This is a genomic window from Shouchella oshimensis, from assembly GCF_002019765.1.
In the GTDB taxonomy this organism is placed as follows: domain Bacteria; phylum Bacillota; class Bacilli; order Bacillales; family Bacillaceae_D; genus Shouchella; species Shouchella oshimensis.
Map to the genome: position 1 here is coordinate 351,446 of NZ_KV917380.1, position 23,875 is coordinate 375,320.

21 protein-coding genes are annotated in these 23,875 nt (G+C 39.9%); 12 read left to right on the plus strand and 9 right to left on the minus strand.

The features are described from left to right. Positions 1-28: 28 nt before the first annotated feature. Together hemQ and BK583_RS01680 are read right to left on the minus strand one after the other, a co-directional pair. Positions 29-778 (minus strand): hydrogen peroxide-dependent heme synthase, encoded by a 750-nt coding sequence (gene hemQ, locus BK583_RS01675; RefSeq protein WP_055735464.1) that lies wholly within the window; start codon positions 776-778, stop codon positions 29-31. Between the two features lie 72 nt (positions 779-850). Then, a complete protein-coding gene (locus BK583_RS01680; RefSeq protein ID WP_055735463.1) occupies positions 851-1,600 on the minus strand; it encodes an enoyl-CoA hydratase/isomerase family protein in 750 nt (249 codons plus the stop codon). 186 nt (positions 1,601-1,786) lie between these two features. On the opposite strand from BK583_RS01680, the gene pta reads away from it, so the two are divergent. Further along, entirely contained in the window at positions 1,787-2,782 is a 996-nt protein-coding gene (gene pta, locus BK583_RS01685; RefSeq protein WP_038484180.1) for a phosphate acetyltransferase, read from the plus strand. 36 nt (positions 2,783-2,818) lie between these two features. Here the strand turns inward: pta and BK583_RS01690 are convergent, their stop codons facing one another. Continuing rightward, the gene (locus BK583_RS01690; protein ID WP_245804409.1) at positions 2,819-3,646 is read right to left on the minus strand and encodes a lipoate--protein ligase family protein; all 828 of its coding nucleotides are present in this window, start codon (positions 3,644-3,646) and stop codon (positions 2,819-2,821) included. 196 nt (positions 3,647-3,842) lie between these two features. Between BK583_RS01690 and BK583_RS01695 the strand changes: the two genes are divergently transcribed. The 3 genes from BK583_RS01695 (at position 3,843) to BK583_RS01705 (ending at position 6,982) form a co-directional block, all read left to right on the plus strand. Continuing rightward, positions 3,843-5,078, plus strand: coding sequence for a dicarboxylate/amino acid:cation symporter (locus tag BK583_RS01695; protein ID WP_055735462.1), 1,236 nt, complete (start codon positions 3,843-3,845; stop codon positions 5,076-5,078). Positions 5,079-5,189: 111 nt separating this feature from the next. After that, positions 5,190-6,470: an HD domain-containing protein gene (locus BK583_RS01700; RefSeq protein ID WP_055735461.1), complete on the plus strand. Its 1,281-nt coding sequence runs from the start codon at positions 5,190-5,192 to the stop codon at positions 6,468-6,470. Positions 6,471-6,481: 11 nt separating this feature from the next. Continuing rightward, positions 6,482-6,982: a hypothetical protein gene (locus tag BK583_RS01705; protein WP_055735460.1), complete on the plus strand. Its 501-nt coding sequence runs from the start codon at positions 6,482-6,484 to the stop codon at positions 6,980-6,982. Between the two features lie 310 nt (positions 6,983-7,292). Here BK583_RS01705 and thmT read toward each other — a convergent pair whose 3' ends face one another. From thmT to BK583_RS01720, 3 genes are read right to left on the minus strand one after another with little or no spacing between them, the layout of a single operon-like run. Then, positions 7,293-7,478 (minus strand): 2-hydroxymuconate tautomerase, encoded by a 186-nt coding sequence (gene thmT / locus BK583_RS01710; RefSeq protein WP_035394240.1) that lies wholly within the window; start codon positions 7,476-7,478, stop codon positions 7,293-7,295. 54 nt (positions 7,479-7,532) lie between these two features. Then, the gene (gene srtD, locus BK583_RS01715) at positions 7,533-8,210 is read right to left on the minus strand and encodes a class D sortase, LPxTATN-specific (protein WP_078439997.1); all 678 of its coding nucleotides are present in this window, start codon (positions 8,208-8,210) and stop codon (positions 7,533-7,535) included. A 3-nt stretch (positions 8,211-8,213) separates the two neighbouring features. Next, complete coding sequence (locus BK583_RS01720) at positions 8,214-9,299, minus strand: processed acidic surface protein (RefSeq protein WP_055735459.1); 1,086 nt, start codon at positions 9,297-9,299, stop codon at positions 8,214-8,216. 240 nt (positions 9,300-9,539) lie between these two features. On the opposite strand from BK583_RS01720, the gene BK583_RS01725 reads away from it, so the two are divergent. Beyond that, the gene (locus BK583_RS01725) at positions 9,540-10,085 is read left to right on the plus strand and encodes a YwhD family protein (RefSeq protein WP_055735458.1); all 546 of its coding nucleotides are present in this window, start codon (positions 9,540-9,542) and stop codon (positions 10,083-10,085) included. A 115-nt stretch (positions 10,086-10,200) separates the two neighbouring features. Here BK583_RS01725 and pepF read toward each other — a convergent pair whose 3' ends face one another. Next, positions 10,201-11,988 carry an oligoendopeptidase F gene (pepF, locus tag BK583_RS01730; protein ID WP_055735457.1) on the minus strand — a complete coding sequence of 596 codons (1,788 nt, stop codon included), beginning with the start codon at positions 11,986-11,988 and terminating at the stop codon, positions 10,201-10,203. Positions 11,989-12,669: 681 nt separating this feature from the next. Here pepF and BK583_RS01735 point away from each other — a divergent pair. Beyond that, the gene (locus BK583_RS01735; RefSeq protein WP_051667685.1) at positions 12,670-13,491 is read left to right on the plus strand and encodes a GNAT family N-acetyltransferase; all 822 of its coding nucleotides are present in this window, start codon (positions 12,670-12,672) and stop codon (positions 13,489-13,491) included. Between the two features lie 43 nt (positions 13,492-13,534). Here BK583_RS01735 and BK583_RS01740 read toward each other — a convergent pair whose 3' ends face one another. Continuing rightward, complete coding sequence (locus BK583_RS01740; RefSeq protein WP_236702345.1) at positions 13,535-15,637, minus strand: transglycosylase domain-containing protein; 2,103 nt, start codon at positions 15,635-15,637, stop codon at positions 13,535-13,537. 141 nt (positions 15,638-15,778) lie between these two features. Here BK583_RS01740 and speE point away from each other — a divergent pair, with 141 nt between their 5' ends. From speE to BK583_RS01765, 5 genes are all read left to right on the plus strand, one after another. Continuing rightward, entirely contained in the window at positions 15,779-16,606 is an 828-nt protein-coding gene (gene speE / locus BK583_RS01745) for a spermidine synthase (protein WP_055735455.1), read from the plus strand. Between the two features lie 12 nt (positions 16,607-16,618). Beyond that, the gene (speB, locus tag BK583_RS01750; RefSeq protein ID WP_038484162.1) at positions 16,619-17,497 is read left to right on the plus strand and encodes an agmatinase; all 879 of its coding nucleotides are present in this window, start codon (positions 16,619-16,621) and stop codon (positions 17,495-17,497) included. A 181-nt stretch (positions 17,498-17,678) separates the two neighbouring features. Further along, the gene (locus tag BK583_RS01755) at positions 17,679-18,113 is read left to right on the plus strand and encodes a YwiB family protein (protein ID WP_038484159.1); all 435 of its coding nucleotides are present in this window, start codon (positions 17,679-17,681) and stop codon (positions 18,111-18,113) included. A 71-nt stretch (positions 18,114-18,184) separates the two neighbouring features. Continuing rightward, complete coding sequence (gene argS, locus BK583_RS01760) at positions 18,185-19,855, plus strand: arginine--tRNA ligase (RefSeq protein WP_055735454.1); 1,671 nt, start codon at positions 18,185-18,187, stop codon at positions 19,853-19,855. A gap of 2 nt (positions 19,856-19,857) precedes the next feature. Next, positions 19,858-20,340 carry a DUF456 domain-containing protein gene (locus BK583_RS01765; protein WP_055735453.1) on the plus strand — a complete coding sequence of 161 codons (483 nt, stop codon included), beginning with the start codon at positions 19,858-19,860 and terminating at the stop codon, positions 20,338-20,340. 62 nt (positions 20,341-20,402) lie between these two features. On the opposite strand, the gene cls is transcribed toward BK583_RS01765, so the two are convergent. Further along, positions 20,403-21,596 carry a cardiolipin synthase gene (cls, locus tag BK583_RS01770; RefSeq protein WP_055735452.1) on the minus strand — a complete coding sequence of 398 codons (1,194 nt, stop codon included), beginning with the start codon at positions 21,594-21,596 and terminating at the stop codon, positions 20,403-20,405. Positions 21,597-21,735: 139 nt separating this feature from the next. Here cls and BK583_RS01775 point away from each other — a divergent pair, with 139 nt between their 5' ends. Beyond that, entirely contained in the window at positions 21,736-23,826 is a 2,091-nt protein-coding gene (locus BK583_RS01775; RefSeq protein WP_055735451.1) for a (Fe-S)-binding protein, read from the plus strand. Positions 23,827-23,875: the final 49 nt, after the last annotated feature.

The window sequence follows — 23,875 nt, forward strand, 5'->3', positions numbered from 1 at the left end:
ATCGCCAGTGGCGATGAACTTTTTTTACTTATAGCTTAAAATACTTAGAGAGCGCTTCCTTCTCCAACAGATTGCCGACATAGAACGATCCGAACTCTCCATAACGAGCCGAAACTTCATCAAAGCGCATTTCATAAACCAATTTTTTAAATTGAAGCACATCGTCAGAAAATAATGTCACGCCCCATTCCCAGTCATCAAAACCTACAGAGCCGGAAATGATTTGTTTTACTTTACCTGCGTAACTGCGCCCAATCATGCCATGACTACGCATTAAGTCTTTACGCTCTTCCATTGGCAGCATGTACCAGTTATCGTTGCCTTCACGTCGCTTGTCCATCGGATAGAAACAAACATGCTTCCATTTGGAAAGTTCTGGATAAAGGCGTGAGCGAACATACGGATTTTCATAAGGATCTTCATCAGATTCTTTTGCTAAATAGTTGCTTAGTTCAACAACAGAAACATAGGAATAAGTCGGAAGCGTGTAATCGGCTAGTCCAGACTTATCTAAAGCAAGTTCAATCTCATTTAATTCTTCCATTGTTGGACGAAGGAGCATAATCATAAGATCTGCTTTTTGACCAACGATGGAATACAATGCGTGACTTCCTTTACCATTTGCTTCTGTATCGTTCCATTGGTTCAGTAGTGACGTAAATTCCTCAATCATACCATCCCGCTCGTTTTGTGGAACCGCCTTCCATGAGCTCCAGTCAATCTTGCGAAAATCGTGCAACACATACCAACCATCAAGGGTTTTAGCTGCTTCATTCATCGTACAAATCCTCCTCTAATGATCTCTCTATACACTATACCATAAGGAAGGGGAAATGCTGAGTGAGAAACGTTATCGCTTACTTTTATTCACAAAATAGTCAAGTGCAACACGATGTTCTTTTGATTCACTGGCTTCTCGTTGAGCAGTAACTTCCATCTCTAATAGCTCTGCTAAATGATGATCAAAGCTCTCTCTGAAATTGTTTTTCATTAACCGATAAGCTGTTGGTGGGAGTGCTAAACAGTTTTGTATCGTTTTATCAATATCGTCAATGCTACTAATTAACCCGATTTCTAACGCTTTTTCGCTAGAAATGGTATCCATTATAGCGAGCTCCAACGCTTTAGGGTAGCCGACTAATCGAGGCAAGTAATATGACATTCCTGCATCAGGAACAAGGCCTATCTTTAAAAACCCTAAACCAAAGCTGGCTCCTTGATCTGCAACCCGATAATCACAAGCGAGTGCGATACTAAGACCTGCTCCTACAGCAACACCATTAATATGAGCAATAATAGGCTTCCCAATGTTAGCCATAAGGGTAATTAATTTATTGTATGTTTCTCTTAAAATTCTTCCGTAATTTACATTTTCTAAATCGTTGGGATCAATGGATTTTAAGTCTGCTCCAGAACAAAAGGCATTTCCACTTCCTGTTAGCACAATAACACGAACTTCACTGTCTTCGTTCGCTTCTTCAAATGCTGTATAAAGTTGTTCGTGAGCCTCATCGTTTAAGGCATTTTTTACTTCTGGTCGATTCAAAGTAATCGTTGCAACATTGTTCTTAATAGCTAGTTTTACTAGTTGGTCACTCATAAAATCCTCCTAGAATGGTTTTCTACATAATTCGATTATAATAAATGAAAACCCTTTATTTATGTGTAAGCGTAATCAATGTGTCAATTTTTAAAATTAACGCTTTATAGGAGTCTGTTTCCTTTTCTTCTAAAGCAGGGTATCCTAAAATAGAAGAAGAACGAAAACTGAAGGAGGTTATTTAACGTGAGTAATTTATTTGCTGATATTAAGCAGCAGGTAGGGTCTCATAAACCAAGTATCGTATTGCCAGAAGGAACCGATGAACGTGTTCTTGAAGCTGCGGTTAAGCTTGCAGCGGATAACGTAGTTGAACCGATTGTAATTGGAAATCCAGACGAGATTGCGTCTCTTGCTGATAAAATAAACGTAAAGATTGATGATGTTACCATTTATAATCCAAAGACGTATGCACATCTTGATGCTATGGTCGAAGCTTTCGTTGAAAGACGTAAAGGGAAAGCAACGGAAGAGCAGGCACGTGAACTTCTTATGGATGTAAACTATTTTGGGACGATGCTTGTTTACATGGAAAAAGCAGATGGCTTAGTGAGCGGTGCGGCCCATTCAACTGGCGACACAGTTCGTCCAGCTTTACAAATTATTAAAACATTACCTGGTATTAAACGCACATCCGGTGTGTTTATCATGGTAAAGGAAGACAAAAAGTTCGTGTTCGGTGACTGTGCGATTAATATTTCACCTAATGAAGAAGAGTTAGCTGAAATTGCAACAGCAACGGCAGACACGGCTAAATTGTTTGGAATTGATCCAAAGGTAGCGATGCTGTCATTCTCAACTCTTGGCTCTGCATCGTCTCAAGAAACGCAAAAGGTATCTGCAGCTACGAAAATTGCTCAAGAAAGCCGTCCAGACCTTGTTATTGATGGAGAATTCCAGTTTGATGCAGCGTTTGTACCTGCAGTTGCACAGAAGAAAGCTCCAGATTCACCATTAAAGGGTGAAGCCAATGTCTTTATCTTCCCTAGCTTAGAGTCAGGAAACCTTGGCTATAAGATTGCTCAAAGACTTGGTGGCTACGATGCGATTGGACCAATCTTACAAGGTTTAAATAAACCAGTTAATGATTTATCTCGTGGCTGTAACGTAGACGATGTGTATAAGCTAAGCTTAATTACCGCTATGCAAGCTATTACGCAAACAGAAACGCAAAAAGCATAAGAAAAAGCTTTCGGTTTAGAATCCGAAAGCTTTTTTTTATTGAAGACAACGATGTTGACGTTGCGTCACCCGCTCAAGCTGTGCTTCAAAAAGAAGATCTTCTTCTTCTGAAAGCATATGGGGTTCAAGGGATATACCAAAGGTTGACGCAGTGTCAATTGTACGTTGAACAATTTCTTCTACTGTATAGGTCGTATTTAGTAACTCATTTAATGAACCCATGACGGCTGGATCAATGGAGGGGACTGTATAAGAGGGTTTCGACTGCCCAATGCCATGTTCATACATTTGTTTTACCATGTGAGCTCTTTGGGCTCCGCTGCCTGTTACACATAAATAAATTTGCACAGCAATTCCCCCACGGATTCTCCGCTGTGAAATGCCTGCAAATTTCTTGCCGTCAATACTCAAGTCGTAGCTTCCTGGGCAATAGGATCCCACCACTTCACCTGTTTGAATAGTCGCTTGAGGAAACAGGGCGCGAATTAACGCAACCATGCGCTCGTATCCACCATCAATAGAGGAAGTTGTTTCGCCAGGGAAAATAAGAGAAAGATTGAGAACACCCTCATCTAACAAAACGGCTAAGCCTCCAGAATTACGAACGACAACGTGGTAGTTGTTTTTTTTAAGAAACGTTATTGCTTCATTGATATAGTCTAAACGCGAGTCCTGTGTCCCTAATACGATTGTGTTTTGATGAACCCAAAATCGAAGGGAAGGTTGGTCTTTTTTGCCTGCAAGGGTACAAAGCAAATCGTCATACGCAAAAGAATGCAATGCATTTGTTTGTAAATATTTTTTGCTGTGATCAATAAGCTTCCATGTGCTCACCTTAGACTGGAATGGTGATACGTTAGCCAATAAAATCATTCCTTTCATGCCGCTATTAGTATACCATGTAAATAGTCTTCCTATAAAAAGGAAGTTGCGCAATTTGATTCCAGCCGTTATACTGAAAAAAGTTTTAGGAAAAGAAAGCGATTCACATGTTGCTTTGCTAGGATGAAAAAATGAAAACTGAATAGAGTGAAGGTCAAATGGGTTTGGGGGAAATAAAATGAATAAAAATAAACTTACACGTAATATTTTATTAGGTTTATTATTTGGTGCGTTATTAGGTCTTATTTTGCCTTATTTTTCGCAAGATGTATTTAATTTGTTAAATCAGTATCTCTTAGATCCAGCTGGTAGTATATTCTTACGATTAATTATGATGGTTGTTGTTCCGCTTGTATTCTTCTCGCTAGTCATAGGCATTTCTGATTTAGGAAGCCCAAAGCAACTCGGACGAATGGGTATCCAAACGGTTATTTTCTTTCTTGCTACTTCTGCTATCTCATTAACCATTGGTATTGTTGCCGCTCAAATTGTTCAGCCAGGTTCACCAGGACTTCTCGGTGATGGCATTGCGGAGGATTATGAAGTAGCTGATTCTGTACCCATTATGGATACGCTAGTCAATATTATTCCAAATAACCCAATTGAATCAATGGCAAATATGGAAATGCTTCAAATTATTTCTTTTGCTATTTTTGTTGGTCTGGCTATGGCGATGCTTGGAAAGAAAGTAGAAACGGTTAAAGTATTCTTTACACAAGCAAACGATATTATGATGAAGATTGTTACATTTGTCATGGCCTTTGCTCCGATTGGTGCCTTTGCACTAATTGCTTCAGCTCTTGGTGAAGCTGGATGGGAAGCAGTAGGCTCCCTATTGTCCTATTTTTTAACAGTAGTCGTAGTGCTATTAATACACTTATTTGTAGTTTATGGATTAATTGTCTACTTCCTAGGGAAAATGAGCCCTGTGAAGTTCTTTAAAGGCTTTGCACCAGCAATGACAATGGCATTTAGTTTATCGAGTTCAAATGCTGTGCTTCCTTTGTCGATGAAATCTGCTCAAGAAAACTTAGGTGTCTCCAAGCAAGTGTCTGGATTTGTTCAACCCCTCGGGGCGACTATTAATATGGACGGTACAGGTATTATGCAAGCTGTGGCAACCGTCTTTATTGCCCAAGTGTATGGGGTCGATTTAACGATCACTCAAATGCTTATTATCGTATTAACGGCCACATTGGCAAGTATCGGAACAGCAGGGGTGCCTGGTGTCGGCATGATTATGCTCGCAATGGTCTTAACTTCAGTAGGATTGCCGCCAGATGCTATTGGTTTAATTATTGGTATTGACCGTTTACTTGATATGATGAGAACCGCAGTAAACATTACGGGAGACGCCGCTTTAGCTGTTATCGTCGATCGAAACGAAAAGCGACGGGGCGAAATCTCTGCTTAACTCATTAACGAAACTCAAACCGAAGAATCGGTTTGAGTTTTTTATGAGATCAAGCCTTTTTTTAAAGAAGGAGAAACTTTATAATAAGAGGGATAAAAAGGGGGGAGAAACATGTCCATAAGGCTGACTGAAGAAAAAGTGTTTAAAGATCCTGTTCATCGCTATATACACGTGCAGGATAAGTTGCTGTGGGATTTAATTGGAACGAGTGAATTTCAGCGTTTGCGAAGGGTTCGTCAATTAGGGACGACATCGTTTACCTTCCATGGTGCGGAGCATTCCCGATTTAATCACTCCCTCGGTGTTTATGAGATCATGAGGCGACTAATCACCAACTTTAGCGATAAACCGATGTGGAATAATGAGGATCGACTTTTAGCGCTTAGCGCAGCCTTACTCCATGATATTGGGCACGGACCGTTCTCCCATTCGTTTGAAAAAGTATTTGATACGGACCACGAAGAATGGACGAGGTTGATTATTCTCGGTGACACAGAAGTGAACGAGGTGCTTCGTCACGTACATGCAGATTTCCCGAAAGAGGTTGCCGCCGTCATTGAGAAGACGTCTGCTAACAAGCTTGTAACGAGTATGATCTCAAGTCAAATTGATGCAGATCGGATGGATTATTTATTAAGGGACGCTTATTATACCGGTGTGAGCTATGGTCAATTTGATTTGGAGCGCATTTTGCGGGTAATGAGGCCGATGGGCGATCAAGTCGTTGTGAAAGCGAGTGGTATGCACGCCGTAGAAGACTATATTATGAGTCGCTATCAAATGTACTGGCAAGTATATTTTCATCCGGTTACGAGAAGCTCTGAAGTAATCCTTAGTAAGATTCTTAAACGGGTAAAAGTGTTGCACGAAGAGGGGTATCCGTTTAAACAGCCTCCTCATCATTTTGAGTCGATATTCTCGAACGCAATGACAATTGAAGATTATTTACAATTAGATGAATCTGTTATGCACTATTATTTTCAGTGTTGGCAAAAAGAAGATGATTCAATTCTGGAAGACTTATGTCATCGGTTTTTAAATCGACGTTTGTTTGCGTATGTAGAATGTCATCCAAACGAGCGGATAACCGATATAATGGCTCTACAAGAACTATTTTGGGAAGCTGGAATGGACCCAGATTACTATTTGGAAATGGATTCCTCCTCAGACTTGCCATATGACGTATACAGGCCCGGAGAAGAACAGAGGGTACCGATTCAACTGCTCATGAAAAACGGCCAATTAAAGGAGCTCTCAAGCGAGTCAGATGTAGTTGAATCCATCTCAGGAAAGAAACGAACGGATCATAAGCTCTATTACCCGGCTGATACGATTGCCACACTTGACCCTACGATTAGGCTTAAAATTGAATCTATTTTGGAACAAATGTGAGGAGGGGTAACGTGCTAACCCATCATGCACAAGTATTGAACCTTTTTTCTTTATGTGAGAAAACGATTGAACATAAGAAGCTACAGAAAATCATTTACATTGCTAAGTCCTTTGGAGCTCCGTTTGCTGAAAAATATCGCTATCACCGGTTAGGTCCTTATTCGGAAGATTTATTTGTACGATTGGAAGAGCTGTGCAATCTCCATTTTCTTCAAGAGGAACAGCACAATGTTGATGCTGTTTATGTATTAACAGAAGAGGGAGAACAGTTTTTACATACATTGCGGACAAAGAAAGAAAAAGACAGCTATACTTCTATGTATAAAGCATTAAACGAACAGTCACTAGCAACCCTTGAACAAATGGCAGCTCTGCTATATTTTCAGCAAATGGAAGGTGATGGTGTTCGTGATCCTCATCTTATCTCTCGCTATTCAGATCAAGAGTGGCTCCATGCGGAAACTTACTTAACAACGCTAAGGGAACGACAAGTATTCTATGAAGGTTCATAGTCTTACATTTTATTTTACAGCAGTTTTGTAGTTATGGCGCGTATCGTTGTATACACTAAAGGCAAGAGATCACCATGACAAGAGAAGAAAGGTGGCGCCATCTTTGCTCAGCTTTACATTCATGCTACTTATGTTCGCTGTGGGCATCCCGTTAATTCTAATCTTAATTTTATCATCACCAATGATGGGAGTGACTGTTGTTGCGGTCATTCTGTTAAATTGGTTTTTTATATCACACTACGTGCGCAAACATCATAGAGATGCGCATAGTAAAAAGGAGTGTCCGTAATGGGAACGCTCCTTTTTACTTTTATTGATCGCTTTGTCGAACCCCTGCAACTCCGAAATTAGTCGGCTTCATTTCATCAATGATAACCGAGATTCGCTCTTTTGGAGCTTGTGTTGTTTCTGAGACCGCTGCAGTTACTTGCTCCACGAGTGCTCGCTTTTGGTCATCACTGCGACCTTCAAGCATTTGAATGGTTACGATTGGCATAAAAAAACTCCCTTCTTATAGCATACGTTGAGTATACCAGAAAGGAGTTTTCTTTTATTCAGTAAAAAGGGCTAAAGACTGATTAAACTGTGAATCAACGAGGTCTGCAACAAGAACATAACGTTCGGGTGCAAAACCAACAACATGAAATGGATAACAAGTCGTTAACGTTAGTTGCGCATCGTCTGTGGAAACAATAACGGTCCGATCATCCTCATCAACAATGCGAACGGTGTGGACTTGATAGGTAAACACACCGCTCTTTGTTTCCACGATAATCTCGTCTCCTTCACCTACATCGCCTAAATGATGAAAGACGGTGTTGTTATGACCGGATAAGACGCTGTTGTCATTTTCACCAGGTAGGACACTCCCGTCAAAATGACCGACCCCGCGATCAAGCTCCTCATCACCAGTGCCATGAATGATTGGCCAGCTTGAGTTTAGCGTAGGAATTGTCAATTTCCCCATAACTTCACCGATTTTTGGCTGCCACTCACTCACTTCAGGGTTTATTGTTGAGGCAAGAACGGGCTCGCTCTCTCCTTTTCCTGAAAGGGTGTGGGCGACCAACGTTTCTTCCGTAGGCATGAACTTGTAAAGGGCATAGCCATGTAGAATTTTAAACCCTGTAGTTGTTGTAAGATAAGCACCAAAAGCGATTAACAGAACAGCAAAAATCGTTAAGATCGTCTTTTTAACGTTTCGTTTCCGCTTTTTAAAACGTGCCACGACTTATACAGCCTCTTTCTTCATTGAACGACGGAATACAAGTAAGCCAGCTCCCATTAATCCAAGACCAAGTAAAGCGAAAAGTGGGTAGTTGCTTGATGTTTTAGGCATTTTCGCACCATCAACCGTCTTTGTCAGCTTTTTAGATGTGTCGCTACTATTGTCTCCACCTGATGTAGGCGCTTTTTTAGCTGGTGCTTCGCCACCGTTTTTCGGTGTTTCTTTTAATGATTCTTCTACTTCTTTACCGATGTTGTTCACATCATCTAAAATATCTTTAACGAAATGGGAGTTAAACATCTCTGGAGTGATATAAAAATCAGCTAAAAAGTCGCCAGATTCATTATACAATTCAACAAGAAGTTTATATTCTTTTTCAATACCTGATTTCGCTAAAGCAGCTAAATCGACTGGTTTTTTGTCTTGACCAGCTTTGTCAACGTAATAAGCTGGTTGTAATTTTAGTAAATCAATTGCTTTTTCGCCAATTGCGAAAAGTTCAGCGATTTCTTGTGCGTTTAATTCTGTAATGGATTCAAAAGCGCCATCACGGAAAGCAAAACCACGCTCTTTTAATGCGTTCAAATCTGCTGATAAATGTGGGTTTGTTTCTCTTACTTCAAGGAAATGCATCATTAAGTTCCATAATTCTTCATCACTAAGGCTAAACTCTTTTAAGTAACCCGATAAGTCAGGAAACTCATACCAGTCATCATCACCAAAATGTGCCCATAGGAACATATCTAAGTCATCATAGAAAATAAAGTAATCCATTGAAATCATTAACTCTTCTATTAAAGCTAAGAAGTCATCTTCAGAAACTCCGTAATCTTCTAACAGTTGATAATAACTTTCTTCAGTTAATAAGTCACCTAGAAAACCATCTAATTCTTCGACTGTACTAAACTCGTCTAAAGCGGTTTGCCAGCGATCATTTAAATATATTTCAAGCTCTTCTTCAGTCATGTCTATGTACGCTAAGTACTCATTTAGCTCGTCCTGATCCAATGAGTGGGCAAAACTAAGACTCGGTGCAATAAGAGATAAAAGCAATGTAAAAATAAGTGATAAGGACAATAATTTTTTCATGTGTTCCCCCTATATTCAGTTGTCATATTTTTCTTGCAAGGTAATTATATAGTGATATCCCTTCATTTGTCACCATAATATCGAAAATTTTAGAAAAACTTTAGAATTAGTTCGTATATGCACAGAAATGCGACAAAATCCTTCTAAATGCTCCAAATTATTCGTGCATGGTATAGTGAATGATCTGAAAATCAACTTATGATACAATGAATTCATGAATGATGAAACTAGAGAGGGCGGATGATCGTGGATTTGCTCAATAATAATAATTTGAAGAAGGCGAAGAAGTCTTCAAACTTTACGATTCTTAGTAACGATTCTGATGCGACAGATGGCCATGGTGGATACGGAGCTGGTCTCATTAACTTAGATCATATGACGCCATTGTTTATTAATATTGATGAACAAGAGGCGTTTGTTGATATGGGGGCGCTTCATGCACGTTCTGCTGTTGAAAAACGGGTGAAGTTTATTCCAACCCTCGAAGATGTCCCAACAGAAGGCATGAAGCGTTATTGGCTAGTTTGGATTACAATTGAGACAAAAGATAAAAAACCTTATTACAGTGGCGTTTCCGCCTGCTATATGACAGTAAACAAAGGGGCAAAACGTGGCTATAAAAGCATGCCAGAGCATGTGAATCAGATGGACAAAGCATTAAAAGGAAAAGTATCGGTTGAAGATATGGATGCCTCTTCTCGTAAAGTGTTAGCTGATTTCTTAAAAGGACATAGTGAAGACATTTGGAATGCATCATCAACGTTGCAAGAAGCGTTAAAAATTTGAACAAATTGTGAATAAAGGATAAGATCTATTGTTCTTTTAATGTCTTTGTTTTACGCTTACTAGTGCTAGGACAAAAAAGCAGCCGAGGGTGTACGTATACCCCTCGGCTGTTTTTTTATAGTTTTTTCAATTCGTCTACAAGCTCTGCGAATTTTTTCATTGCTGCTTCGATTGGTTCAGGAGTGGTTAAATCGACTCCTACCGCTTTAAGGAGCTCAAGTGGGTCAGCTGAGCTTCCGCTTTTAAGGAACGTTAAATACGATTCAAGGACGTCTTTATCGCCATCTAAAATCTTAGTGGCAATTTGAATGGCTGAGGCGAATCCTGTTGCGTATTGGTATACATAAAAGGCACGATAGAAGTGAGGGATGCGAGACCACCCGTATTTCACCTCATCATCAAATACAATATCTGGACCGTTATAAAGGCGGAAAAGCTCTTCATATAGTGTATTTAAGTTTTCTGCATTTAGCGATTCACCGTTTTCTGCTTTTTCATGGGTTTGCTTCTCAAAATCAGCAAACATTACTTGCGTGAAAAAGGTACCGCGGAATTGTTCAATGAAATGATTTAACAAGTAAGCTCTCATTTTCTCATCCGTTGTTTCATTTAACAAATAGTTAATCAGCAAAACTTCGTTTACTGTCGATGCTACTTCTGCAACAAAAATGCGATAGCTTGCAGTTATTTGAGGTTGATGTTTGCTTGAATAATGACTGTGTAGTGCGTGACCCATTTCATGAACAAGTGTAAATAAGCTGTTTAAATCATCGTGATGATTTAAGAGAACAAATGGATGGACACCGTAAACGCCCAAATTGTAAGCGCCTGAACGCTTGGCAGGTGTTTCCCTTACATCAATATAGCGTTTATCTTTAAATTCTTTTAAACGCTCAACGTACTCTTCACCTAATGGCTGTAAAGCATGAATCATCGTGCTGTATGCTTCCTCATACGGAATGTCAGCTTTGACACCAGGTACAATGGATGCATTTAAGTCGTATTGACGTAGTTCGTCAACACCAAGCTTTTCCTTACGCAATCGACTGTACTCATGTAATGGTTGAATATGGTTTCTCGCTGCCGTAATTAGCTGATCGTATACAGCAGGATCAATGTCGTCCGCAAAAAGAGCTTTTTGCAGAGCCGACTCATAGTTGCGTACTTTCGCCATGGTTGCATTCTTTTTAATTTCCGCACCGAGGGTTGTAGCAATCGTATTATTTAGTTCAATGTACGGCTTATAATAAGCTTTGTACGCTTCTTTTCTCTTATTTCGATCTTCGTCTTCAATTAACTTTGCATACATGCCTCTTGTTAACTGAACTTTTTCTCCTTTTTCATTGGTTACGTCACCAAATTGTATGTCTGCATTATTCAACATACTAAATGTTGCGCCAGGAGCTTGAAACGATTCACTCAGTTGCGAAAGAAGTTCTTCTTTTTCTTTTGTAAGAACATGGTCTTTAAAACGAAACGATTTCCATAGTTCGTCTTCGAAATACTCAAGTTCTTTTTCTTCTTTTAAGTAAGAACGAAGCGTCTCCTCGTTCAAGCTTAAGAGGAATGGCATGAAAAACGCCGTTGATTCACTAACTTTCACTCCAAGCTTTGTTGTGCGATCGTTTAACGTTTGCGCATGGGAATCCCTTGTATCAATGTCGGTTAAAAACATGGTATAGGCAAATACTTTTCGCAAATGAAATGAAAGCTCTTCTTGTGTTTTTAAGTAGGCTAACAAATCGGAGCCATTTAAAATAGCGCCATCATATGTTTGTAATTTGTCACAGATGCTTTCGCATTCTTCTAATTTAGCGCGCCATTCCTGTTCATTGTTAAATAAATCGGTCAAATCCCACTTTTCGTGATCAGGGACTTCTTTTCGTGTTGAATATGTCGTCATCTAGACACCCCTTCGAAGTTAATAGCGTATTCGTTCTAGTGTAGCACGCAAGCGGTAAATTATGTTTGAATCTAACATTTTAAAAACATTTCAGGTGATTTGTCAGCTTAAAAAATATATTTTTCGTTAGACAATTGAATTTTTAGATAGGATTATACTTTTTATCGTTGAATGAGTTACATAGTGAACTTTCTAATAAGTTCGAGAGATGTTATGAGTGCGTAAATATCTAGTGAAAGTGAATCATAGCAAAGAATAAAAAGTTTGGGTCAGTGAGAAGAATATTCTCTAGCTGCATTCTCGTGTTTTTACGGCTTATTCATTTTTATAAAGAGGGGTGATAATTAATGTCTAAAGCAAAGATGTATACTTACTTAGGAATAGTAATACTTGTAATTTCACTCGTAATAGCATTATTAGTAGATAGGATGATGATATTTATATCTGTAATCCCAGTGTATGGCACATTATTTTTCTATGCGCATAAAGAAAATGTGAATGATCAAAGAAGTGGGTAAACAAAGTATGCCTTACTGAAATCAACATTCCAGGCAAATAAAATTTCTCGGCAAAAGATATGGAAACATTCAAAGCTTTTAAAAAATAGTCGATCACACGTAATTAAAATGAAAATTATAACCGTTTTCTGTGCTATACTGATGAGAAAAGGTGGTGAAAAAGATGCTTGCCCCAGAGCAACGAAAAGCAATTCATGCGCTGCAGCAGAAGGTAGAACATTATGATAAGACGAAGTTAAAAATGAATTGGGATATGCTTGCTCAACAAAATCGTTCTGAGTCTAAAACGGAAGATTACTTTCATTATGATGAAAAAGGTACATTACTTGGGTATTTAGCAGTTTTTCCATTTGGGAAAAAAGTTGAATGCTTGTGTCTTGTTGACCCAGAATACAGACGGAGAGGCATTGCCCGCCATTTAATGACTCAAGCGCTCAGCGATTGGCAACAGCAGGCAGCATCTTTTCTGATTAACACTCCTGAAAACGCTACGAATGGTCATGCTTTTTGTCGGGCCGTTGGGTCTGTCTATCAGTTTTCTGAGCATCAGATGGTTTGTCGCGAAATACCAATGCCTTGTTCAAAGGAGGGCATTCGAATTCGTCCAGCTGTTTCAAGTGATCAAGCATCCATTCAATGCTTAGATAAAGAGGGTTTTGGATTATCTATGGAAGAAACAAATCATTTGAGACCAGACGAAGTAAATGGAACTTATATTGTTGAAGCTGCTGGTGAAGTAGTTGGGAAATTAAGAGTACAGCGTCAAAAAGAAGAGAGTTGGATTTACGGCTTTGTCATTAAGAAAGAGGAGCGCGGCAAAGGTATTGGTCGAGCTGTGTTAACGGATATTGTCCATCGTGAAGTTCGAAACGGAAAAACAGTTTGGTTAGATGTTGTGACGTCAAACGAGCAGGCGTTGTCATTATATAAAAAATGTGGGTTCACTGTAGAAGGTGCCCAAGCATATTATCGTTATAAAGCATGAATAAAGAGTATGGATCTTAATTAGATCCATACTCTTTGTCGTTTTATTCTTGTTCTCGCCGTTCCCACTGATCTGTTTCGACTTCATTTCCACCAATCCAACGAAAGAAGCGTCTGAAAATGCCCTTGTCTTGATCTGGTTCTTCTTCAATTGGTTCTAATTCTTCCAGCTTACTGCAGGATTCGAGCGGTTCTGTTCCCATTAAGAAAGCGGTGGGTCTTCCTCCAGGACAAGAGTCATTCGTAAGCAATCCAGTATGAGGATCGACTGTTTTCATAACAACCCCAGGAGGGCGAGAGAACGGAAGCGTCAGTTCATCTTCCATGGCAGACTGCATGAAATCTGCCCAGATCCGTTTAGCAATTTGGCCTTCTGTAAATTGATTAATGTCTTTCTTCTCATCGTAGCCAGTCCAAACAACTGTGACAAGCTGTGGCGTGTAACCAATCATCCAGCTATCGCGGGGGGTAGATCCTGACTTACCAGCAGTCGGATGAGTCAATTTCTTTGCTACACTGCCACCAGTTACCGACGTATAGCTATTTAGTTCTGGTTCAAATACACCTTTCATCATATCCGTTAAAATAAACGCTGTGTCAGCTCGAAGTACTTGCTGCTGTGAGTTAGTTGGTTCATATATCTTCTTACCCTCTCCATCCGTAATATGACGAATAAACACTGGTGCATGGATTTTCCCCCCGTTTGCAAGTGGTGTATACGCATTGGCCATATCAATAATGGATACGGGCTGTGCACCAAGAGCGAGAGAGGGTAGTTGTTTTAGTTTACCTAAGCCAACGGTTTCTGCAACTTTTACAAGTTCTTCCTCCCCGATAGACAAATGGGTTTTCACCGCGTAAATGTTATCAGAGTAGGAAATCGCTTCGAGCATTGTAATAAAATCGTTCGCATAAATATCGTTATAATTACTAGGCTCGTAAGAATCTCGACCTTCATCAAATGTGAAAGAGGTTGGCTCACTAAGAAATGTTGTCATTGGCGTGAAGCCATTTTCAAGTGCTGCATAGTAAAGGAACGGTTTCATCGTCGAGCCAGGATGTCGCTTCGATTGTGTCGCTCGATTATAAGAACTATCCTCATATTCTTTTCCACCTACAAGTGCCTTCACCTCGCTTGTTCGAGGGTCAATGGCAACAAGTGCCACTTGCAAATCACCTTCCGGCATATAATGCTCAATAAGATCTTCTGCTTGTTGCTGAAGAGTAGGATCCAGTGTTGTCTGAACGCTTAATCCTCCTACTTTTAACTGTTGTTCTGTAAGTTGAGTGTAGTCTTTCATTAAGGCTTTTACATGGTCTTGAAAATAAGGTGCAAGCTCTTGTGCTTCAAGATCCTTTTGATCGGTAAATTGGAGTTTTTCTTCTTTCGCTAAGGAAGCTTCTTCGGTTGTAATAAAGCCTGCCTCCACCATGCTGTTTAAGATAGTATGCTGGCGGGACGTCGCTCGCTCCAAGTCATTTAATGGTGAATAATAGCTGGGTCCTTTCGGCACACCTGCTAGCATAGCCGCTTCTGCTAAAGAGAGGTTCTTCGCATTTTTTCCGAAGAAGTGAGAAGAAGCCGCTTCAATACCGTAGTTACCATGTCCATAATAAATGGTATTTAAGTAGCCTGCCAAAATGTCGTCTTTCGAATAGTTCATTTCTAATCGAAGTGAATAAACAAGCTCATTCCACTTTCGCACATACGTTTTCTCATGGGATAAGTATAAGTTACGAGCGTATTGCTGTGTGATTGTGCTAGCACCCTGTCCTTTTGAACCAGATTGCAGGTTCGCTAGGAGCGCTCCACCAATACGTTTAAGGTCAAATCCATAATGGGAATAAAATTTCCGGTCTTCCACAGCAATTGTAGCATCTATTAAATAGGGTGATACCTCGTTTAACGGGACGGTTTTTCGATTTTGACCTGCTTCTTCACGATCAATCATGGAACCATCGTTCGCTAAGAATTGATTAGGGAAAGCAAGTTCAATTGGTGGAGGACCTTGCATTCTAGCATAGGATAAGAGCGCAAGGATGCTTATAATGATGCACATAATCGCAATTAGGCAGTATTTAGTCAACAATTTTACTTGTTTAAAGCGTTTTTTGTTGCCTCTTGTTGCTGGAATCAACTTGCTCACCCTTTCGTTCATCATCTCTTTACTAGTTTGGAAAAAAAAGCAGATTTTTAAACAAGAGTTGCAATTCCGCTCTCATCCGCTATACTTGCTCTTAGCAAAGAAATCATGGACACATGGTTTTAACTAAATGAGGTGACAATAGTGGAATTTTGGTTTACAGAAAAACAAACAGAACGATTTGGCATTACGATGAAAATTAAACGCACGCTGCATTCTGAAAAGACGGCGTTTCAGCAACTAGATATGGTGGAGACAGAAGAATTCGGAAATATGTTGTTATTAGATGGTATGGTAATGACAACAGAAAAGGATGAGTTTGTGTATCATGAAATGGTGACACACGTTCCATTATTTACACACCCTAATCCAAAGCATGTATTAGTAGTAGGTGGTGGAGATGGCGGAGCGATTCGCGAGGTCATTAAGCATCCATCAGTTGAAAAAGCCACTCTTGTTGACATTGATGGAAAAGTGATTGAGTACTCAAAAAAATTCTTACCAACCATTGCTTGCGCCCTTGAGGATGCTCGTGTGGATGTTCAAGTAGACGATGGATTTATGCATATTGCAAAATCAGAAAACGAGTATGATGTCATTATGGTTGATTCAACCGAGCCAGTTGGTCCTGCTGCTAAGTTATTTGAACGTGGTTTTTATGAGGGGATATCAAAAGCATTAAAAGAAGATGGGATTTTCGTAGCGCAGACCGATAACCCTTGGTTCCATCAAGACCTTATTACAAATGTATATAAAGATGTACAAGAGATTTTCCCGATTACACGTTTGTATACATGCAACATCCCTACATATCCTAGTGGCATGTGGACATTCACAATCGGCTCAAAAAAACACGATCCTTTAAAAGTGGAAGCAACTCGTTTCCATGAGATTGACACAAAATATTACACAAAAGACATTCACAACGCTGCTTTTGTATTACCTAAATTTGTGCAAGATCTATTGAAGTAAGGAGTGACATGTATGCGATTTGATGAATCTTATTCTGGCAAGGTCTTTATTATGAGTCGGGCAACTTATGAAGAAGCTGATGCTGTCATTTACGGAATGCCGATGGATTGGACCGTCTCTTTTCGTCCCGGTTCCCGTTTTGGTCCAGCCCGCATCCGAGAATCTTCTCTTGGATTAGAAGAATACAGCCCTTACGCAGACAAGCATTTAGAAGAGGTTGCATATTTTGATGCTGGCGATATCCCTCTTCCATTTGGGAATGCAGCAAAGAGTTTAGACATGGTTGAGGAATACGTGGAAGGTCTTTTAAATGACGGCAAGTTCCCCCTCGGTTTAGGTGGTGAACACTTGTTATCGTGGCCGATTTTTAAAGCCATGTATCGTAAATATCCAGATTTAGCCATTATTCATATTGATGCACATGCAGATTTACGTGAGGAGTATGAGGGAGAGGTATTATCTCATTCCACCCCCATTCGGAAGGCGTGTGAATTAATTGGACCAGAAAACGTCTATTCATTTGGCATTCGTTCGGGCATGCGTGAAGAATTTGCTTATGCAAAGGAATCAGGAATGAACCTATTTAAGTTTGATGTTGTTGAGCCGTTGAAGCGAGTATTGCCTAAGCTAAAAGGAAGACATGTCTACGTCACGATTGATATTGACGTACTCGACCCGGCTTATGCTCCAGGTACGGGTACTGCTGAGGCTGGCGGTATTACATCAAAAGAATTGCTGGAAGCGCAAATTCATTTAGCAAAAGCAGATCTTTCTATTGTTGGTGCAGATCTTGTTGAGGTAGCCCCTGCCTATGATCCAACGGAACAAACAACTATTGCAGCTAGTAAATTTGTACGCGAAATGCTATTAGGATGGGTAAACAAACGATAAATACACCTGATAAAGTGCTAAAGGTAGGTTTTTGACAGAGGACCTTACTGCTAGCGCTTTTTCATTTTATTGTTCCTTTTTTGAGAATGGAAACTCTATTCAATTGCAAGACGTATATAAACGAAGTAAAATGGATAAGGAAGTAATGATTGTATGAATAATAGAATGGAATGAACAAATCATGAAGAGGAAAGTCCAAATCTCTTTTCAAACCATGACATATTTAGAAGGTCAGCCACCTGATTCCTTCTCTTTTGTAACGGAAGGCGATTATTATATAAAAAACAACGCCTCTTATTTGCGTTTTAAAGAAGCCCATACTCACGGACAAGATGTGTATTCAACAATGAAATGGGATGGTGAAGAGCTGATGCTGATTCGACAAGGTGGGATTATTATGCGTCAGAGTTTTGCACCGAAACAAGAAACGTTTGGACGTTATGTCACACCCGAAGCTTCATGGGAAACAAAAGCGATTACTGAAACCCTTATTGTGCAACTTCCTAAAGCAAATAAAAGCAAAGGGAAGATTTATGTACGCTACCATTTCTTCTTACAAGGGCAAGCAACAGGCGAGCATGAGATTCGATTGACCATTGAGCGCAAAGAAGAATAAATGACAAGCCAAAAGAGCAAGGGATTGTTCCCTTGCCTTTTCTATGAGTGAAAAAGGAAAGGAAGTCTAACATGAACCCATTAGATCAAATGAAACAGTCGCTACAAACAGAAATTAAACATGCCATTATAAAGGCCGGGCTAGCAACGGAGGAAGAGGTACCGGAAATATTCTTGGAAGTGCCAAAAGAGAAAGCACATGGTGACTATGCTACGAATGTGGCGATGCAATTAGCTCGTATTGCGAAAAAGGCACCACGTCAAATTGCAGAAAGCTTTACTGAGCAATTAAATAAAGAAAAAGCTAAAATTGAAAAAGTAGAAATTGCCGGTCCTGGCTTTGTGAATTTCTTCTTAGACAATAGTTATTTAAGAGAGATTATCCCAACGGTGCTTGCTGCAGGTGAGCGTTATGGTGAGAGTGATTCTGGGAAACAAGAGAAAGTATTAATTGAGTTTGTCTCTGCTAATCCAACAGGTGATTTGCATTTAGGACATGCCCGTGGCGCAGCAGTTGGCGATTCTTTAGCAAATATTATGGCAAAGGCCGGTTACAATGTCTCTCGTGAATACTATATTAATGATGCTGGAAACCAAATTGATAACTTAGCCTTATCTCTTCAGGCTCGTTACATGCAGGCGCTTGGTTATGACTTTCCTATGCCGGAAGATGGGTACCAAGGTGCCGATATCATTGAGATTGCGGCACAGTTAAAAGCAGAAGTTGGCGATGAATACGCAGCATTAGAAGAGCAGGAAAGACTAGAAATTTTGCGTCATTACGGTCTAAACAAAGAGCTAGAGAAAATAAAAAAAGACTTAAGCGTGTATCGAGTTTCGTTTGACCATTGGTTTTCAGAGACTTCCCTTTACGAGTCAGGCCAAGTAGAAAGAGGGCTTGATGTCTTAAAAGAAAAAGGAAAGACTTATGAGCAAGATGGGGCGACATGGTTACGCTCAACTGAGTATGGTGATGATAAAGACCGTGTTCTTGTGAAAAATGACGGCAGCTATACGTACTTGACGCCAGATATTTCTTATCATCTCGATAAGTATGATCGTGGACATGATCGTTTAATTGACATTCTAGGAGCCGATCACCACGGCTATATTCCACGAATGCGAGCAGCTATTCAAGCATTAGGCTATAATGCCTCCCGTTTTGATGTTGAGATTATTCAAATGGTTAGCTTGTACCAAGGTGGCGAAAAAGTGAAAATGAGTAAGCGTACTGGAAAAGCGGTTACGCTAAGGGATTTAATGGATGAAGTGGGAATTGATGCGACGCGTTACTTCTTTGCAATGAGAAGTGCTGATACGCACATGGACTTTGATATGGATCTTGCGGTTTCCAAATCAAATGAAAACCCGGTTTATTATATTCAATATGCTCATGCTCGTATCTCTTCTATCCTTCGCCAAGGGGAAGAAGCAGGTATGACCGATTACAATCAAGCAGATTTAACACAGCTAAATGGTGAGAAAGAATACGAGTTATTAAAAGTAATTGGTGATTTTCCAATAGCTGTTGCTGATGCAGCGAAAAAGCAAAATCCACAACGAATGGCCAATTATACGTATGATCTTGCACAAACACTTCACAGTTTCTATAACGGAAATCGTGTTGTTGATGGGGACAATGAAGCACTTTCTTATGCACGACTGGCACTCATGAAAGCAACACAACTAACGATTAAGAATGCACTGGCTCTTTTAGGGGTTCATGCACCTGAGAAGATGTAACAATGGAAATCCTTTGGTGGCTTCTGATTGTCGTCTTCTTCGTTGCAAGCTACGTTGGTCTAATTGTACCCATTATTCCATCCGTCCTTGTATTATGGGGTGGTTTCCTTATTTACTTGTTTGGACTGTCAGGAAGTTTAAGTACGTGGTTTTGGGTCGGTATGGCAGTGTTGACCATTTTCCTATTAGTTGTGGATTTTCTTGCAAATGTTCTTTTTGTGAAACGAACAGGAGGAACTAAATGGGGAGAACGGATGGCGTTGGTCGGTGTAATTATAGGTGCATTTATCTATCCGCCGTTCGGTTTAATTCTCGTGCCTTTTGTACTCGTTTTGACCGTGGAATTGCTACAGCAAAAAACGTTTAACGAAGCTATCAAGATTGCATTTGCTTCCTTCCTTGCGTTTTTAAGCGGCTCATTTGCTAAAGCCGTTGTTCAAACGGTGATGATCATTTGGTTCTTTATTGAAGTCTGGTTAACTTAAAACAGAAGCAAAAGCGCTATGGCGACGACTTCAGGTCTGAGGTGTCTGACTATAGCGCTTTATTATAGGAAATTGATAAGAGGCTTTGTAGCCTTTTCTTTTAAGCGATCCAATAGGGGTCGCTTTTTTAAGGCTTCCGCTGTTATAGTAATGGATCGTTCGAGGTCACGTTGAAAAAGTGTTTCTACATCGTGAATAAATAATTCATCATTAGTAAAACAGCTCATTTCATTATTTAAGTGTAAGCTTCGTTGATCAAAGTTAGCAGTACCAATAAGACAAGTAGCACGGTCAACAACGAGTACCTTTACGTGATAGAAACCACGGTAGTAGTGATGGACAAGAGCCCCTGCTTCGATCATGGTCATAATAAACGGTGTAGCAGCATGTTTAACGAAAGGATGGTCAGCCTTTTCAGGTAGAAGAATCGTTACTTGTACGCCTCTTTGACAAGCTTCAACCAACGCTTTTTGAAGTGCTTTCGTTGGAATAAAATAAGGTGTTCCAATCGCGATAGATTGCGTTGCTGAATGAATAAGGTCCAAATATCGTTTTTCCAATCCGACTCCTTGAGTACTTAAAAACTGTATGTGTTGAGAGCCTTCTTCTAATGAGGGGAGGAGTCTAGATGGATTAGGGACCGCTTCTACTTTTTCAAAATCTCTCATAAACTGTGATTGAATCGCATGAACCCCAGTGCCAGTTAATCGAATATGAAAATCTCGCCAATAGCCAAAAAAGGGATTGCGACCTAAGTATTCATCGCCGACGTTAAAGCCTCCTATGTAGCCAATACGGCCATCAATACAGGCAAGTTTTCTATGGTTTCTTCGGTTCATTGAAAAAAAGATCCAAGGCATTTGTATTCTGGAAGAGGTTTGAAAATGCACCCCTGCTTGTTTTAATGCTTTTTTATTGGAGTTCGAAAGTTTACAACCAAATTGATCAATGAGTAGTCGAACAGATACGCCTTGTTCAGCTTTTTCACAAAGTGCCTGTATCATGCGTTTACCAATACCATCGCTTCTAAAAATATAGAACTGAATATGGACATGGTCTTTTGCGTCTGCAATGTCTGCTAGTAAACAGGCGAATAAGGCCTCACCGTCTGAAAGTAACGATACCTTGCTTGGATAGGAAGATGTCAGTTCACTTGATTCATGCTTGCGTAAATGGGTTAATCCGAACTGGTAATCAAACCGGAGCCAAAGAAAAATAGCACACCCAATGATGATAATTATGAGCAATAATAGCATAGGAAAAGCTCCTTTCTGCCTCTTTATCGTTTCCGAAGAGAATGAAAATCATCCAAAAAAATAAAAAAGTTTGTTGACTGAATGCTCATTCATTGAAGTTGTGATATACTACGCTTAACGAAACTTGAGGAGGTATATAATGGGAGTTAGTACAGCTCTACTCACGGTGAATTGGGTTTTATTTCTTCTTGTAACCGGTTACGCGGTGTATCTTTTTGCCAATCTCATCTGGACGAGAATTAAATTTATTAAATTGGGCAAAAAAGCAGAATTTGAACATACGCTAAATGAACGCATGCAAGCCATTTGGAAAAATGTATTTGGACATAAGAAGTTAATGAAAGACAAAAAGAGCGGCATTATTCATCTCATGTTTTTCTATGGTTTTTTAATGGTTCAACTCGGTGCCATTGATTTAATATGGAAAGGGTTAAACCCCGGTAGTCATTTACCGTTAGGTCCAATCTATCCGTTCTTTGTCTTATTCCAAGAACTCGTCGTTGCAATGATTTTAATCGCCGTCGTATGGGCCTTTTACAGACGCTATGTTGAAAAAATAGTACGTCTTAAGCGAAATTGGAAAGCTGGGCTAGTACTTATTTTTATCGGTGGATTAATGGTTTCAAAGACGATGGCAAAAGGGATGGAAATGATATGGCTTGGAAAAGACTTAACGTTTTTTGAGCCCTTGGCCTCATCAGTAGCGTTTGCAACGAACTGGATTCCGATTACGGTTGCAGGCGGACTATTCTTTGTGTTTTGGTGGATGCATCTTCTCTTTTTACTAAGTTTTCTCGTCTATGTTCCTCAGTCAAAACACGCGCACTTAATTGCTGGTCCTGCGAATGTCTTTCTAGGTCGGACGCATAAAGTAGGAAGATTAGCAAAAGTAAACTTTGAAGATGAGGATGCGGAAAGCTTTGGCGTTGGTAAAATCGAAGACTTCAATCAAAAGCAGCTACTTGATTTGTATGCGTGTGTTGAATGTGGTCGTTGTACCAATATGTGTCCAGCAACAGGAACTGGGAAAATGCTGTCACCAATGGATTTATTATTAAGAATGCGCGATCATTTAACCGAGAAAGGTGCCGCTATAACGTCACGCTCGCCGTGGATGCCTTCCTACGCATTTTCAAACACAGCTGCCAATTCTTTAGCGGCGAAAGGCCATGAAGAAGCAGCAGCTAGTTATGATGTCAGTTTGATTGGAGACGTCATAACAGAAGATGAAATTTGGGCATGCACAACATGTCGTAACTGTGAAGATCAATGTCCTGTGATGAACGAACACGTGGATAAAATTATTGATTTACGCCGTTACCTTGTTTTAACAGAAGGAAAAATGGATCCCGATGCCCAACGTGCGATGCAAAACATTGAACGACAGGGGAACCCTTGGGGAATCAGCCGTAAGGAACGTGAAAATTGGCGTGATGGCCGTGAAGATATTTATGTCCCAACAGTTAAAGAATTAAGTAAAAAAGGTGAAGAGTTTGAGTATTTATTCTTTGCTGGCTCAATGGGTGCTTACGATAACCGCAGTCAAAAAGTCGCACAATCATTCGCGAAGCTGCTTAACCTTGCGGGTGTCTCATTTGCAATTATTGGGAATAAAGAAAAGAACTCTGGTGATACGCCAAGACGACTAGGAAATGAATTTTTGTTCCAAGAACTTGCAAGCGCTAACATTGAGTTATTTCAGAAGCATAATGTGAAGAAAATTGTTACAATTGACCCGCATGCATACAACACATTGAAAAACGAATACCCAGAATTCGGGTTGGAAGATGTCGAAGTTTATCACCATACAGAACTTCTAGCAACATTATTGCAGGAAGGAAGGCTGTCACCGACGAAAGAAGTAAATGAAACAATTGTGTTCCATGATTCTTGTTATTTAGGTCGGTATAACGATGTGTATGATCCGCCGAGAGAAATTCTAAAGTATATTCCAGGTGTGAATGTTGTAGAAATGGATCGTAATCGTGAAAATGGCATGTGTTGTGGAGCTGGTGGTGGTATGATGTGGATGGAAGAAGATAAAGGTCAACGAGTAAACGTTGCCCGGGCTGAGCAAGCTCTTGCCGTTTCTCCATCTGTAATTGGTAGTGCTTGTCCATATTGCTTAACCATGCTTAGTGATGGTACGAAGGCTTTAGAAAAAGAAGATGATGTACAGACAATGGATGTTGCAGAAATTTTAGAGAAGTCGTTAGAAGAACCAGCATAGATAAGATTCGCGTAAAGCGAATCTTATCTGCTACTAAAATGACCGAGCG